Origin of the sequence: Alteromonas sp. BL110 (assembly GCF_003443615.1) — a bacterium.
Taxonomy (GTDB): Bacteria; Pseudomonadota; Gammaproteobacteria; order Enterobacterales; family Alteromonadaceae; genus Alteromonas.
The window spans coordinates 4,059,187-4,073,288 of the sequence record NZ_CP031967.1 but is presented as its reverse complement, the minus strand read 5'-3'; the positions used below and the strand labels follow the sequence as shown (position 1 = coordinate 4,073,288).

The 14,102-nt window shown below is 43.9% G+C and carries 11 protein-coding genes; 7 read left to right on the top strand and 4 right to left on the bottom strand.

All coding sequences use genetic code 11. The annotated features are described in order from the left end of the window. Nucleotides 1-145: 145 nt before the first annotated feature. The 4 genes from D1814_RS17735 (at nucleotide 146) to D1814_RS17720 (ending at nucleotide 7,396) form a co-directional block, all read left to right on the top strand. Nucleotides 146-2,743: a VolA/Pla-1 family phospholipase gene (locus D1814_RS17735; protein ID WP_118494906.1), complete on the top strand. Its 2,598-nt coding sequence runs from the start codon at nucleotides 146-148 to the stop codon at nucleotides 2,741-2,743. A 241-nt stretch (nucleotides 2,744-2,984) separates the two neighbouring features. Beyond that, complete coding sequence (locus tag D1814_RS17730; protein WP_118494904.1) at nucleotides 2,985-5,510, top strand: acylase; 2,526 nt, start codon at nucleotides 2,985-2,987, stop codon at nucleotides 5,508-5,510. Nucleotides 5,511-5,629: 119 nt separating this feature from the next. After that, the gene (sohB, locus tag D1814_RS17725; protein ID WP_118494902.1) at nucleotides 5,630-6,670 is read left to right on the top strand and encodes a protease SohB; all 1,041 of its coding nucleotides are present in this window, start codon (nucleotides 5,630-5,632) and stop codon (nucleotides 6,668-6,670) included. Nucleotides 6,671-6,772: 102 nt separating this feature from the next. Then, nucleotides 6,773-7,396 (top strand): TetR/AcrR family transcriptional regulator, encoded by a 624-nt coding sequence (locus tag D1814_RS17720; RefSeq protein ID WP_118494900.1) that lies wholly within the window; start codon nucleotides 6,773-6,775, stop codon nucleotides 7,394-7,396. Nucleotides 7,397-7,492: 96 nt separating this feature from the next. Here the strand turns inward: D1814_RS17720 and D1814_RS17715 are convergent, their stop codons facing one another. Continuing rightward, entirely contained in the window at nucleotides 7,493-7,828 is a 336-nt protein-coding gene (locus tag D1814_RS17715; protein WP_118494897.1) for a hypothetical protein, read from the bottom strand. 251 nt (nucleotides 7,829-8,079) lie between these two features. Between D1814_RS17715 and D1814_RS17710 the strand changes: the two genes are divergently transcribed. Next, nucleotides 8,080-8,841: a Nif3-like dinuclear metal center hexameric protein gene (locus D1814_RS17710; RefSeq protein ID WP_118494895.1), complete on the top strand. Its 762-nt coding sequence runs from the start codon at nucleotides 8,080-8,082 to the stop codon at nucleotides 8,839-8,841. A 15-nt stretch (nucleotides 8,842-8,856) separates the two neighbouring features. Continuing rightward, nucleotides 8,857-9,600, top strand: coding sequence for a methyltransferase (locus D1814_RS17705; RefSeq protein WP_118494893.1), 744 nt, complete (start codon nucleotides 8,857-8,859; stop codon nucleotides 9,598-9,600). A 54-nt stretch (nucleotides 9,601-9,654) separates the two neighbouring features. On the opposite strand, the gene D1814_RS17700 is transcribed toward D1814_RS17705, so the two are convergent. After that, complete coding sequence (locus D1814_RS17700; RefSeq protein WP_118494891.1) at nucleotides 9,655-10,650, bottom strand: 2-hydroxyacid dehydrogenase; 996 nt, start codon at nucleotides 10,648-10,650, stop codon at nucleotides 9,655-9,657. A 199-nt stretch (nucleotides 10,651-10,849) separates the two neighbouring features. Then, entirely contained in the window at nucleotides 10,850-11,332 is a 483-nt protein-coding gene (locus D1814_RS17695; protein ID WP_118494889.1) for a glutathione peroxidase, read from the bottom strand. 88 nt (nucleotides 11,333-11,420) lie between these two features. On the opposite strand from D1814_RS17695, the gene D1814_RS17690 reads away from it, so the two are divergent. Then, a complete protein-coding gene (locus tag D1814_RS17690; protein WP_118494887.1) occupies nucleotides 11,421-12,290 on the top strand; it encodes an NAD(P)-dependent oxidoreductase in 870 nt (289 codons plus the stop codon). Nucleotides 12,291-12,345: 55 nt separating this feature from the next. Here D1814_RS17690 and D1814_RS17685 read toward each other — a convergent pair whose 3' ends face one another. Then, the gene (locus tag D1814_RS17685) at nucleotides 12,346-13,881 is read right to left on the bottom strand and encodes a response regulator (protein ID WP_332309997.1); all 1,536 of its coding nucleotides are present in this window, start codon (nucleotides 13,879-13,881) and stop codon (nucleotides 12,346-12,348) included. Nucleotides 13,882-14,102: the final 221 nt, after the last annotated feature.

The following is a 14,102-nucleotide window of genomic DNA, read 5'->3' as shown; positions in this document are numbered from 1 at the left end:
AAAGTCAATAAGATTGAGGAAGATACAACTGGTCTAACATGTTTAAAACTATCAACTACGCCTGTAAAGACAGGGTAGACCAAGCTACTTTTAATAGAGTTAAGTTTTAGACACAGAATAACAACAATGCTTGTAGGGAGTAGAGATGAGAAAACTCGTATTAAGTTCCAGTGTGGCCCTTGCGCTGGGTCTAGCAGGCTGTGGTGGCTCCGATGAAACCCTTTCAGACATTCAAGCCGAAACAGAAGTTCAAACACCATTTTCACGAATTGTTTTCGACCCAGCTAATGGGAACCTGAACATTCCTAACGACCTTCTAATGCTTCCGGGCGATGACGGTTTTTTTGATTACACACTGAATATCCCGGTCGATGACCCTACAGATTTTGCTGACCCGCAAAATGCACTTAATGTGTTAGACGGTTGGTCAACTCAGCACCCGTTTGTTATCAATGTTGATACGCCTGCAGGCGCATCCTTAGACGAAAGCTCGCTAGCATCTGGCGTACTATTATTTGAAGCGACATTAGGTCTTGATCAAAGCGATCCGGATTGTGCGCAGATAACCACACCATCAGCGGGATGTAAGCTCGGTGACCAGCTTACCTTTGGCGTCGATTACGTACTTAGCCTAGCCGATAGCAACACCATAACGTTTGTTCCTTTAAAGCCACTTAAACCTGCTCAGGGTTATATGCTGGTTATGACCACAGATTTAAAAGATTCGTCTGGCAAATCGGTACAGGGTTCGACAACGTGGGACTTAGTAAGGCAAGATATCAACACTGACCCTCTATCAAGCGATGCACAGCTTCAAATACAGGGTTTAGTTAATTCGTTGGTTAACCCTGTGATAGGCGCGGGTTATGACCGTGAAGACATCACTTATGTCTCGGCCTTTACTACCCAGTCTACCGCCAACTCTCTTAATACCATCAAGAAGGTTATGATTGGAACATTCGCTCAGCTTGCTGCTGGCGGCGACCCGTCTGCTGCAGCTGCACTTCCGGCGATTACTGTTAGCGATGTGTCTGCAGCGCCAAATGCCATGGAAGCGCTAGGCCTAGTGAATGAAACTGTTGTAGCGGGTGCGGTTGAACTTGGTAAACAAGGTTTGCCTGATAATGTTCAAGCAGCGATTGATGCAACTGACTTTAGTTTACTTGAAACCTGTGCAGGTCTTGCCGGTACAGCGTCGGGTCAGCTCGCTGCGCAGTGGGGGGCGTTGAACGAATTCGCTGTGGGCGTATCAACAGGCATTCTAGCGCAAGCAGGTCCATTTTGTGCGGCGCAACGTTATGAAGGTAACATCGCATTGCCTTATTTCTTGGGTGTTCCAAGTGCTGAAAATCCATTGGCACCGGTAAATGAATTTTGGAAAGCAGCGTGCGACAGCGGCATCGTGCTAGCGAGCGCACCACAAGAGTTACTTGCTGATGCTCAGCCAGGTCCGAATGCAGAAATGTGTACTTCCCTTGGTCTTGCTGATGTTCGTATAAATGGCGAAATGCTTGATAGCGCGAGAAACATTACTAAGTTTAACCCGTATCCACAACCGACAGGCGGTAATATGGGTACAGAAACGTTAGACGTGCAGGTAACTATTCCAGACCCTGCAATTGCAGGCGCCTTAGGCTTCCCAATTAGCATGCCTGAAGCTGGCTGGCCTGTAGTTATTTTGGCCCACGGTATTACCAGTAAAAAAGAAGACATGCTTGCGATTACCGGTACTTTATCTCTAGCAGGTATTGCATCAGTGGCTATCGACCAACCTTTACATGGTAGTCGAGGTTTCGACCTTGATGGTGACGGTACAGATGATTTAAACGCTACAAGCGTAAGTGCAACGCATTATATGAACCTTGCTAGCCTGCCAACCGCTCGCGACAACTTACGTCAGAGCGTATCTGACTTGCTAGGTCTGCGTTTAGGACTTAACGCTGTTGTAGATACGACCGCAGCGCAAAATGTTAAGTTTGATATGTCACGTGTATCTGTTATGGGTGTTTCGCTAGGCGCAATGACTGGCGGTAATTTTGCAGCGGTTGCAAATACATCAATGGGCGGCGACTTAGCAGCGCTTGATGGTATGTTTGCGGTTAGACAAGCTTCCCTTGAATCTCCAGGGGGTGGTGTAGCGCAATTCTTATTAGAGTCTCCTTCATTTGGACCTTTAATTAAAGGCTTGTTGCTTTCACAGGCGTCAGAAGACTTTGTTGCATTGCTTAATCAGTTGTATGAAACAACTGATGTAAGTGAAGAGCAGCTTAGTGCTGCAGTTACTCTTTTTGAAGATAACCTAACTGCAGAGCAAGCAGCTGAAGTAAATGCAGTATTCGCCGAATTTGCCTTCGCTGCGCAAACGGTAATGGATGCTGGTGACCCAACTAACTATGCACAAACGCTGGGAAGTAACACACCTGTTCACATGATGACAGTTGTAGGTGACGGTAGCGAAGAAAACTTACCCGATCAGGTAATTCCAGTTTCGACTGCATTACCTCTTTCTGGTCAGCTACCGTTAGCGTCGACAATTGGCTTAGAGCAAGTCACTACGACTCAAGGTCCTGGTACAGACCCAATTAGCGGCCTTGTTCAGTTTAATAGCGGTGCACATGCCTCTAGTTTAAGCCCGGCAGCAAGCGCCGCGGCAACTACAGAAATGCAAAAGGAAGTGGCAGGGTATATTGCGTCTGACGCGCTAGCACTTCCGATTTCTGATGAGAGTGTTGTTGCAAACTAGGCATTTATAATTTGCGCGATAAAGCAGTGTTACACCTGCTTACATTTTAACGAGTTAAAGCCGGCTTCAATGCCGGCTTTTTTGTTTTTACGCGCGAAATGTTATTTGAATGCTTGCATATGTTAATGTAGTGTAAATGCAAGGTCCGATCAGTCTTATTGATACAAGAAATCAACGTGTTGGAAAACGCTTACTGCACGATCAAACGGACTTATTCATTCATCATTAGGGAATATTTGCGATGACCAATCAACACCTATTGACGTCCAAACGGACGCTTATTGCACTTTCACTTGCCGGGCTATTAACCGCATGTGGCGATAACGACAACGATTTTTCAAATATAGAACAACCAGCGCCGCCTACAGCTATTACACCTGAACCGCCGCCTACTCCTATTACTGCTTTTGCACCGGACGGTACTTTGTCGGCTGACGTAACATGGACGACCTACGGTGTCCCACATGTAAAAGCTGATAACCTCGAGAGCATGGCATATGGGGTGGGCTACGCATTTGCAAGAGATAATCTTTGTGTACTGGCTGACCAAATTGTTAAGTACAATTCTGAGCGTGCTAAATTTTTTGGCCCAGACCAAGTACCTGGTAGTGGCGATTCTGAGCACCTCATTAACGATTTTGGCTTTCTAACACTTGGTATCAGAGAGCTCGCGGAAGAGAATTTACCGCGCTTGTCTGCAAATTCTCGCGCAATGTTTCAGGGTTATACGGCGGGGTATAACAGATACTTAAATGAAACTCCTGTAGAAGACCAAGATCAAAGCTGTGCAGGACAACCTTGGGTCACAGAAATTGATAGTGTTGATCTATTAACATACTCGCTTGGCGTCGCGCTCTTGCCTGGTGCAGCTAATTTCTTAGGCCCAATGTTTATTGCTGCGCCACAAGGAGAGAGTTACCTACCAACACCAGCTGCCTCATCAAGTGAAGCTGCCTCTTCATTTAAAATTACGCCAACAGTGGGCCTTCCAGATAGAAATCCCCAAGAAATGGGTTCTAACGGGTGGGGGTTAGGTAGCGATAAAACGACTAATGGAAAGGGAATGGTTTTGGGTAACCCTCATTTTCCTCACACAGGAAACTTGCGCTTCTGGAACTTCCATGCCCAAGTACCGGGTCATCTAAACGTAACAGGTAGCTCCCTTACGGGTTTACCAGGTGCAGTAAACATTGGTTTCAATGAAAACGTAGCGTGGACCCACACATTCTCTACCGCAGAGCATTTCGTTGTGTATCAGCTGAGCCTTGATGAAAACGATACATCAGGACTCACTCATGTGGTAGATGGAAGCAAGCGTACTATCTATGAAAAGCCACTTCAAATAGATGTTGCAGTAGGTGGCGGGCAAACCATCAAGCTGAATAAGACTGCCTATTACACGAACTACGGCCCAATGATTGAAGTGCCGGGTAACTTTGATTGGAACACTAACAATGCGTTTGCTATTAAAGACGCTAACCTGCCTAATTTTGATATTGTTGATCATTGGCTGGCTATGAATATGGCCACATCAATGGATGAGTTTAAGCAGGCGTTCAAAGACTATGACGGGGTTATTTTCAATAACACCATGGCTGCGTCGGCTGATGGCCAAGTATTTTATATCGACGACTCTACGGTACCGAATTTAACTGAAACGGCTATTGAACAGTTAACAACGAACCCGTTGCTCATTCAAACGAAAGCCGCTGCTGGGTTTACCGTATTACCGGGTAATATTTCTCAGTTCGACTTTGATGGCCCAGTTCCTTATGAAGAAGCGCCGAAGTATGAGGGCACTGACTCGGTACAGAATTCAAACAATAGCTATTGGTTAACCAATCTAAACTCTCCCATCGTTGTCAGTAATCCTCTATTTGGAAGTGTGGAGAATCAACAGTCTTTGCGCTCACGCATGGGGCAGCAGTTTATTGAAAATGAGGCTGGGAGTGATGGTACTTTTACACCCGAGGAGGTTGAGGGGCTATTATTAAATAACCGAAGCTATCTAGCAGAGAACATACTGCCATCTCTGCTTGAACTATGCGCCGATCAAGGTGATACACCAGTAGATGTAGACGGAGCGAGTGTTGATGTATCACAAGCCTGTGCGGCCTTAGAGGACTGGGACGGTACAATGAATCTTACGAGTACTGGTGCACATGTATTCAGAGAATTTGCCTTTCAGTTTAACCAAGCACCGCAGTGGGAAGTACCGTTTTCTCTAGACGCCCCCGTGACAACGCCATCGGGTTTAGTTAAAAATGATACTACCCTTGAGCAATTGGCGCGAGCTACGCAGGTCATTGAACAAGCTGGGGTAGCATTTGATGCCCCGCTAGGTGAAGTGCAATTTGTTGAACGTAGCTTGCCAGATGGCACTGCCTCAGGTGTTAAGCTACCGTGGGCGGGTGCTCATAATATTGAAGGTGGCTTTAACGTATTTGATGTAAGAAGCAACAGTAATGGTACCCAGTTACCTAAACACAGCTACGAAACCATTAACAATAATACGGCGATGAGTGCTGAAGCTGAAGGCTATCACATTAACTATGGCACAAGTTGGGCAATGGTTATTAACTTCACTGATGAAGGGCCAAAGGGCAGAGGTATACTCACTTACTCACAGTCTCGTAAGTTCCAAAGTGAGCATTTCTTAGACCAAACACAGCTTTATTCTACGCAACCAACGCTTCGGGATATCTATTTCACTGATGAGGAGATCGAAGCAAACAAGATTGAGCAGGTTAACCTATCGTCAGAATAAGATGAGACTGGTATTATAACGCAATTACATCAGCGGCTTTGCCTTATATCGGGTAAGGCCGCTCTTTACGTTGTGGGTAAACAACATTGCTTACCCGTTTATTTTACTAGGAGTAGAGTTTGGAGTTTTTGTACGAGTACGGTTTGTTTGTTGCCAAAGCTGTAACGTTAGTTATTGCCTTCGTTGTTGTTGTGTCAACCATAGTTGGTGTAGCAAGTAAACAGAAGCAGGGGAAAGGACAACTTGAAATCGTGTCTATTTCTGAGCAATTAAAGGACATTACAAACTACGCTAAAGAAGTCCTTTTAGATAAAAACGCATTAAAAAAGTTAGCTAAAGAACAGAAAAAAGAGGCCAAGGCGAAGAGCAAGGCTAAAAACAAAGTGAAAGATCAGGGTGACGAGTCAGAAAAGTCTCGATTATTTGTTATCGACTTTAAAGGGTCTATGGATGCCAATGAGGTCGAGCACCTGCGTGAAGAAATCACCGCTATTTTGTGTGTAGCAAATAAAGAAGACGAGGTTTTGGTCCGCCTTGAAAGTGGTGGTGGCGTAGTACACGGTTATGGACTTGCTGCGTCGCAATTACAGCGTATTAAAGAAAAGGGTCTTAAATTGACCATTGCTGTTGATAAAGTTGCAGCTAGCGGTGGCTATATGATGGCGTGTGTTGCCGATAAATTGCTGGCTTCACAGTTTGCGTATATCGGCAGCATTGGTGTTCTAGCCCAACTGCCTAACTTCAATAAGTTGCTGAAGAAAAACGATATCGAATTTGAGCAGCATACTGCCGGTGAGTTTAAGCGTACGCTAACTATTTTTGGTGAAAATAACGATGAAGGCCGCGCCAAGTTTAGAGAGGAAATTGAAGAGATTCATGTGCTCTTTAAAGATTTCGTGCAAAGTCAGCGTCCTGAAATGGATATAGACAAAGTAGCTACTGGTGAGTATTGGCCAGGAATTAAAGCAAAAGCACTTGGCTTGGTTGACGACATCACCACTTCCGATGACTACATTCTTTCGCATTACCCAGCACGCGAAATTTTCAGTGTTAAGTATGCTGTGAAGAAAAATGTTGCGGAAAAGCTGGGTATGTCGGCAGCTAATGTTGTTGAGCGTGTGTTTATGAAAAGTATGAACAAAGCGCGTCATTGGTTTTAATAGCTATAAACACTCTGTGTTTGTTGCGGCATGACGTATAATTCCGTTAATAAGCACAGATGGACTTAAAATTTTTAACCGACAAAAGATAATAAAAAGAATATGGCACGGCATACTAAAAACGATATATTAGATGCGGCGGAATACTTGTTTTCTCAAAGTGGGTTTACCCAAACCTCGATGCGGGAAATTACTGCCAGAGCAGAAGTAAATCTAGCGTCGGTGAATTACCATTTTGGTAGTAAGAAAAACTTAATACAAGCGGTGTTTAAGCGATACTTTGATGAGCTTATGCCACAAGTTAAGACTTGCTTAGACGCTCTCCCGCCTATTGAAGGCGCCAAAGGCATTGAGCAGCTTTTATATTCGCTTATCCCCCCCATGTTAAATCTTAATGCTATATCCGAGCAGGGCACTGCCACTTTTGTAAAATTGCTTGGCCGGGGGTATAACGAAACACAAGGGCACTTGCGCAAGTTTTTGATGCATGATTATGGTTACTGTATACGCGCCCTAGTAGACGCTATCAGACGTTGTTTACCTGAACTTCCTGAGGAAGAGCTGTTCTGGCGGTTGCATTTCGCGATGGGAAGTTTCGTCTTTTCGATGGCATCGAGTCAGGCATTAACAGAAATTGCTGAGTCTGATTTTCATAAACACGTAGATATAAAAGAAGTCATCCAGCATCTTGTGCCATTTGTCGCGCAGGGGCTTGCCGGCAAATAGATTATTTTGTTCGCTAACGTATAGCGAATAAGCTAGTCCCCGGAGCGGAGACTAGGCGTGGTTTGAAATAGGCATTTTGTGAAATGCTTTTTAAAACTAGCGAGGAAGGGTAGCGCCTGGCACTTCAGCGTTTAGCTTTTCTGCCCAGAAATCCTTAACCGAGAATCCCGATTTTTTAGAAGTAGACGCTTTTTTCTTAGCGGATTTGGCCGCTACTTTAGGCTCGCTTTTCTCTCTCTTTGCTTCTGTTTTTTCAGACGAATTCGATGCTAGTGATTCTGCCATTTCCTGAAGCTGTGCTAAGCGCATATTTTTGCCGCCATCTACGCTGTACCAACCGCTTTTACTTTCAATAGACGGCGCTTTGCCGTTAGCTTTTTTATACGCTTCAGTGAAAACCGCGATAACTGCATCTTTGTCTAAGTTTGCCATGCTTTTTTGCTCTTTATTTTGTTAAGATGACGAACGTTTTTGACTTGTAATACCGATAAGTGACTACTGTTTATTTACAGCACAACGCATATGCGAAATAAGTAAAATCAAGAGTAGGCACTGTGTTGAGCCATCTTCTTTTTTTCATTTTCTTACAATAGACGTTTGTCGACTTATAGGTGTTATACGAAACGTTCGCGTATTTTATAGCGTTTTTTTAATAAGTTGTCTAACTTTCAACCGGAGGATTCGTGTCTATTACCCGCCTAGAACTACAAAATTATCTTGATGGAATGTTAAGGGTTAGCGAAATCAGTGATTATTGCCCCAATGGCTTACAGGTAGAGGGCACAAATAAAATAGAGAAAATTGTTACAGGTGTAACAGCGTCTCAGGCTTTAGTAAATGCGGCGATAGAAGCTAATGCCGATGCGCTTATTGTGCATCACGGATATTTTTGGAAAGGTGAGCCACAGGCTGTGACCGGCATGAAAAAGCGCCGTCTTTCTGCTTTACTTGCCAATGATCTAAATTTATTTGCCTACCATCTTCCTTTAGATGTTCACCCAGAATTTGGAAACAATCGTCAGCTTGCGTCTCTTCTCGATGTACAAAATGTAAGTGCAGTTAGCGGCGTAAAACCTGTTGGTGTTGTCATGCAAGGAAATTTGGAGGAAGCAATTGAAGGCGTAGCTCTACAAGATAAATTGCAGCAGCTGTTAGGACGAGATGTGCTAATAGAAGGGCCTGTGTCAAAACCAATAACAACACTTGCTTGGTGCACTGGCGGAGGTCAGGGATTCATAGAACAAGCGGTTGAGTTAGGTGTAGATGCATTTATTACCGGTGAAGTATCTGAGCAAACCGTGCATACAGCAAGAGAAATGGGTATTACCTTTTTTGCGGCTGGCCATCATGCTACCGAACGCTACGGCGTGAAGTCTTTAGGCGAACATATTGAGCAGCAATTCGACTTGCCTGTTGAGTTTATTGATATCGATAACCCCGCATAGCGAAGTTTGTAGTATATGAATAACGATCGTATCTTCGACGGTATTGCTGAGAAGTTTTCAAACAACATTTACGGGACGACCAAGGGCAAATTGCGGCACACACTATTATGTGATGTGCTTGAACCTTATTTAAAAGCGCCGGTCCGAGCCATCGAAATAGGTGGGGGCACAGGGGTAATGACGGCTCATATAGCCGCGAAAGGGCACTCTGTTGTTCTTACCGATGCGTCAAAGGACGTGCTTAATCAGGCGGAGTCTTTACTTTCTGACGCGCCAAATATAAAAATACGGAATCAATATTTACAACAAATAGAAGACCTCAATGATTTCGATTTTCTGGTTTGTCATGCGGTTCTAGAATGGCTAGATGCGCCCTTTGACGCTATAGATTTTATGTATAGCAATATGAAACCCGGAGCACGCTTAAGCTTGAGTTTCTTTAATCAAGATGCGAATTTATTTGCCAATGCCATCTACGGTAATTTCGATTATATCGCCAAAGGGATGAAGGCGAAAAAGCAGGTGAGACTTAATCCCAACCAACCGCTTAGCGCAATGCGAGTGGTTGAGTATTGTGAGTCGTTAGGCTTTAACATACTGGAAAAAGCTGGCATTCGCTGTTTTCATGATTACATGCGGGATATTACGCATCAAAGTAGCAAATTTAACGATTTGCTTGCTCTTGAACGACAGTATCACCAGCAGGAGCCCTATTTGTGGCTCGGAAAATACTTCCAACTAATCCTCGAAAAGCCATAATCTCGTTGAGTTCACAAGCGTCTCTGACGTAATGCAGGTGACTTAAAAGTTTGTTTATAGCGTATTGTCACCTGCAAGGATGTTCTCAAGCGTCGTTCCCGCAATTTCGTTTAATGCTTCATAAGAGAAGAAGCCCTGGTGCCCCGTTATCAATACATTGGGAAAGGTCGTTAAACGCTGAAAAATGTCGTCTTGAATGATTTCCTGTGAATGGTCACTGAAAAAGAGTTCAGACTCTCTTTCGTATACATCTAGCCCCAGATAGCCTATCTGTTTCGACTTAAGCCCTTTTATAATGGCAGTGTCATCTACAAGACCGCCACGAGATGTATTGATTAGCATTACGCCCGCCGGCATTTTCGCTATGCTGTCAGCATTGATAATATGATAACTCTTTTCATTTAGCGGGCAGTGCAACGTAACAATGATGCTTTTTTCTAGCAGTTCATTTAACGTTACATATTGGGCTCCCAAAGCGATCACATCATCATCTTGGCTTGGGTCAAAACAAAGAACTTTACATCCAAACCCCAACAGTATGCGAATAACGGCTTTACCAATTTTTCCTGTACCTATAACGCCCACTGTTTTGCCATGTAGGGTGAACCCCATTAACCCGTCTAGGTTAAAGTTACCTTCTCTAACCCGATTATAGGCTTTATGGGTTTTTCGGTTTAAGGTAAGAATGATTGCGAGTGTGTGTTCAGCTACGGTTTCAGGGCTATAAGCAGGCACACGACTTACTGCTATGTCAGCTTCAGCTGCGGCACCAACATCTACATTATTGTAACCTGCACAGCGAAGCGCGATGTGTTTAACACCACAGTCTTTTAGCACTTTGATGGTCGTCGCATTTACATCGTCGTTCACAAAGACAACCACATCACTAAATCCCTTACAGCTTATAGCAGTCGATGGGTTAAGCGGGTGTGCGAAAAAAGTGCCCTTAACGCTTTGGCTATTGGCGCTATTGTAGTCATCTAGTAGCTGTGAAAATACCACTTGCTCATAGGGGCGAGTACTAAAAAAGGCAATATTACGATTTTGCATAGTATTTCCATTCGTATGTGTATTTTCATTTGGTGTGGTTTTCACTTTTCTACCAAACTGTTAGTGCACTATATAATGCCAACAATGCGCAATAAATTAGCACGCTACTATTTGCACTGTTTAGATACAGATCAATAAAATAATAGTAGCGTAAGTAGGCACAAAGCACTCCACTTGCATTCAATCGAGGTCGTATGGCTTACGCCCCCAAGAGTTTAACAATATCTTTTTCAATAGCCTCTGGCTTTACGGTAGGCGCGTAGCGTTTTAGTACTTTACCCTCAGCATTGACTAAGAACTTAGTAAAATTCCATTTGATACGTCTGGTTCCCAGTAGCCCGGGTGCATCTTGTTTTAAAGCTTCAAAAAGAGGGTTTGCCTCTGGACCATTAACATTTGTCTTTTTAAAAAGCGGAAATGACACGCCAAAATTTAAGCTGCAAAACTGTGCAATATCGCTATCACTTCCAGGTTCTTGGTGGCCAAATTGGTCGCATGGAAACCCTAGCACCTCAAAACCCTTGTCGTTATATTTCTTATAAAGCGTTTCAAGCCCTTCATATTGAGGTGTAAAACCGCATTTACTGGCGGTATTAACGATAAGCAGCACTTTCCCCTTGTATTGTTCAAGTGTGGTTTGTTCGCCGTTATTCAGCGTAATAGGATGAGTGTAGAGTTCCAAATTTGTATTCCTATGTTTTTGTTTTTGGTAAGTCTGTTACTCTTAGGTAATGCAAACCTATTTAATTGGCATCTAGAGTATATTCCGTATGAGTAATTTGAAAGTGAGTTTTTTGGGCTTAGGGGTAATGGGGTTTCCTATGGCAGGGCACCTTAGCAATGCGGGTTATCCTGTTACTGTGTATAACCGTACCACGAAAAAGGCGCAAGATTGGCTAGCCGCCTATGGCAACGCTGATGCTAGTGCGTGTAAATCGGTGGCGGAAGCCGTTAAAGGCGCTGATATCGTTTTCATGTGCGTAGGTAATGACAATGACGTGAGAGAGGTTGGTACGCAAGCTTTAGAAGTAATGAAAGCGGGGAGTGTACTGGTCGATCATACAACTGCATCAGCAGACGTAGCCAGGGAGCTTTACGCTAGCAGTAAAGAAAAGCAAATTGGATTTTTAGATGCCCCAGTTTCTGGTGGGCAAGCTGGTGCCGAAAATGGTCAACTGACTGTCATGGTTGGCGGTGATGAATCGGTTTTCGCTCAAATAGAGCCAGTAATGGCACATTATGCACGCCATAGCCAGTTGCTGGGTAAAAGCGGCAGTGGTCAGTTAGCGAAAATGATGAATCAAATTTGTATCGCCGGTATTGTACAGGGCCTAGCCGAAGCGCTTCACTTCGGCCAGCGCGCCGGGCTAGATTGTAACGCGGTAATTGATGTGATAAGCAAGGGCGCTGCACAGTCTTGGCAGATGGAAAACAGAGCCAGCACCATGTTAAATAACAGTTTTGATTTTGGTTTCGCTGTAGATTGGATGCGCAAAGACCTAAATATTGCACTTGATGAAGCCCGTAAAAACGGTTCTACCTTGGCGCTCACTGCGCTTGTGGACCAATACTATGCGGATGTACAAAAACTTGGTGGGGGCCGTTGGGACACTTCCAGCTTGTTGACTCGTTTAAAATAGTCTTTTTTAAGTTTGAATTACCGCAATGTAAAAAAGCACTCGCACTTTAAATAAACTAAAGTGCTTGCTCTTGTGCAGACAGGGTAAGCTGCTCTAAACGGGTCTTATTTGTCTCGTTCAGCGGCAATGAAGTGATTTTTTCGAGTAAAACGTTGATGTTAAACTTACGGTAGACGCCTGTATCTGCTTCAATCATGCATTGAAGCAGGTTTAGCCCAAACGCTGCGGTGTCAGGCGATAGCTGAAACGCATCGTAAAAATGCTTCATTGCCTTATTAAACATTCCTTCAATGAACAGTTGGGTGCCAGTTTCATTTATAGAAATCGCCTGCTCGTGGTTAAGCCCTAAACGTTCGCCTCCAGTGAAAATCAACTCGTCGTTCATCACTTGTTCTGATATGGCCTGTAGTTCAGCATTTTTCTGCTTAGCCATTAACAATAGTTCACCTGCCTTACGTTCATCGCCAAGTCCATGGTGGACCTTTGCAGCAATAACCAAGACAGACGGCTCGGTACGCAGATAGTTATCGATGTGGTCACTTTCAAGCAGGTGGGCGGCTTTATCTATATCGCCATCTAGCAGTGCTGAAAATGCCAGGAGGTAATCCCTTTTTTGCAACGTTTGTGCATCGCCCTGACTTCTTCCTGCAATACCTACTAGTTTTCTAGCTTGGGATAAGCTTTCTTTTCTGTTGGTTTCGGGAGACTCTTCTGCCAAGAACAAATAAAACTCGGCCAATTCAAAGGTGAAATCATTAAACCTGTCTTTTGCACTGCGGTGCATAGCACGTTTTTTTTGCAGAAGATCTATAGCTTCAACAACTTTGTCCTGTTTTTGATACGCAAGGGTTTTAAGTTTGGCGGCGGGTAAACTCAATTCACTGAACTTTATCTCGTTAAGGTATTTCTCTACCTGCTCATAAGAATTTTGTTCAAAAGAGATAGAGGCTAACCATTCAAAAGCTTTATCCCGTGCCAAACTTGAATTTACCATCTGGCTTAAATGGTTTTTGCAGTGTGGCCACTGCCCAGATGCGTATTGGCATTTAACTTTTCCCCATTGAGCCCACAACACTTTATCGCTGCGTGTGAGTACATCATCATAAATACTTAAAGCTCTTTGGATATCGCCATTTTCATAAAGAAGCCGTGCATAAAGTTTTCGTATATCCGCCACAAGGCGAGGGGGGATGCCTTCTGAGATTTTGGCGCGAACTACACTGATAGCCCTCTCTAATTGTTTATTGTCTAAAGAGTGCAATACGTTTTTGACAAAGTCACGATATTTCAAATAGTGATTAATTTGACGGGTCAAAGAGGCAATAGTATAAGGCTTAATGAGCAAAACATCGGGTTGAAGATCCATGATCCGTCCAATTATTTGCGGAGAACGATCCGAGGTGAGAAAGATGATTCCTGTACTCGGTCGAATAAACCCGGCTTCTCTCAAACTTTGTACCCATTCGACACCACTTTTACCCTGTCCGAGATGGTAGTCCATTAACAACAGTTCAAAGTTCTGCTTTTTTAGCGCCGCTTTCAGTTCAACGCCAGACGCAAAACTGCTTACCGACAAATTAGCAATAGACATAAGGTGGCCTCGAAGCGCGGTTCGGGCGGTAGCGTTGTCTTCTACTATGGCTATTCTAAATTCCACGGCGATCATATAAATAATATAAACTAAAGCTAGCTTATCAGCGGCTGGGAAAAAGTGCATTATTAAAAAGGATAAGTTTTATCTACCTCCATCCGCTTCAGAATCAAAATGCGTTTCTCGTCACAAAATATTTACGTTAAAGCCTCATTAAATTA

Bases quoted from the DNA above. Each gene is read 5' to 3' on its own strand.
- D1814_RS17690 (WP_118494887.1), top strand. From the start codon at position 11,421: ATGAGTAATTTGAAAGTGAGTTTTTTGGGCTTAGGGGTAATGGGGTTT.
- D1814_RS17705 (WP_118494893.1), top strand. From the start codon at position 8,857: ATGAATAACGATCGTATCTTCGACGGTATTGCTGAGAAGTTTTCAAAC.
- D1814_RS17700 (WP_118494891.1), bottom strand. From the start codon at position 10,650: ATGCAAAATCGTAATATTGCCTTTTTTAGTACTCGCCCCTATGAGCAA.
- D1814_RS17685 (WP_332309997.1), bottom strand. From the start codon at position 13,881: ATGTCTATTGCTAATTTGTCGGTAAGCAGTTTTGCGTCTGGCGTTGAA.
- D1814_RS17715 (WP_118494897.1), bottom strand. From the start codon at position 7,828: ATGGCAAACTTAGACAAAGATGCAGTTATCGCGGTTTTCACTGAAGCG.
- D1814_RS17735 (WP_118494906.1), top strand. From the start codon at position 146: ATGAGAAAACTCGTATTAAGTTCCAGTGTGGCCCTTGCGCTGGGTCTA.
- D1814_RS17730 (WP_118494904.1), top strand. From the start codon at position 2,985: ATGACCAATCAACACCTATTGACGTCCAAACGGACGCTTATTGCACTT.
- D1814_RS17720 (WP_118494900.1), top strand. From the start codon at position 6,773: ATGGCACGGCATACTAAAAACGATATATTAGATGCGGCGGAATACTTG.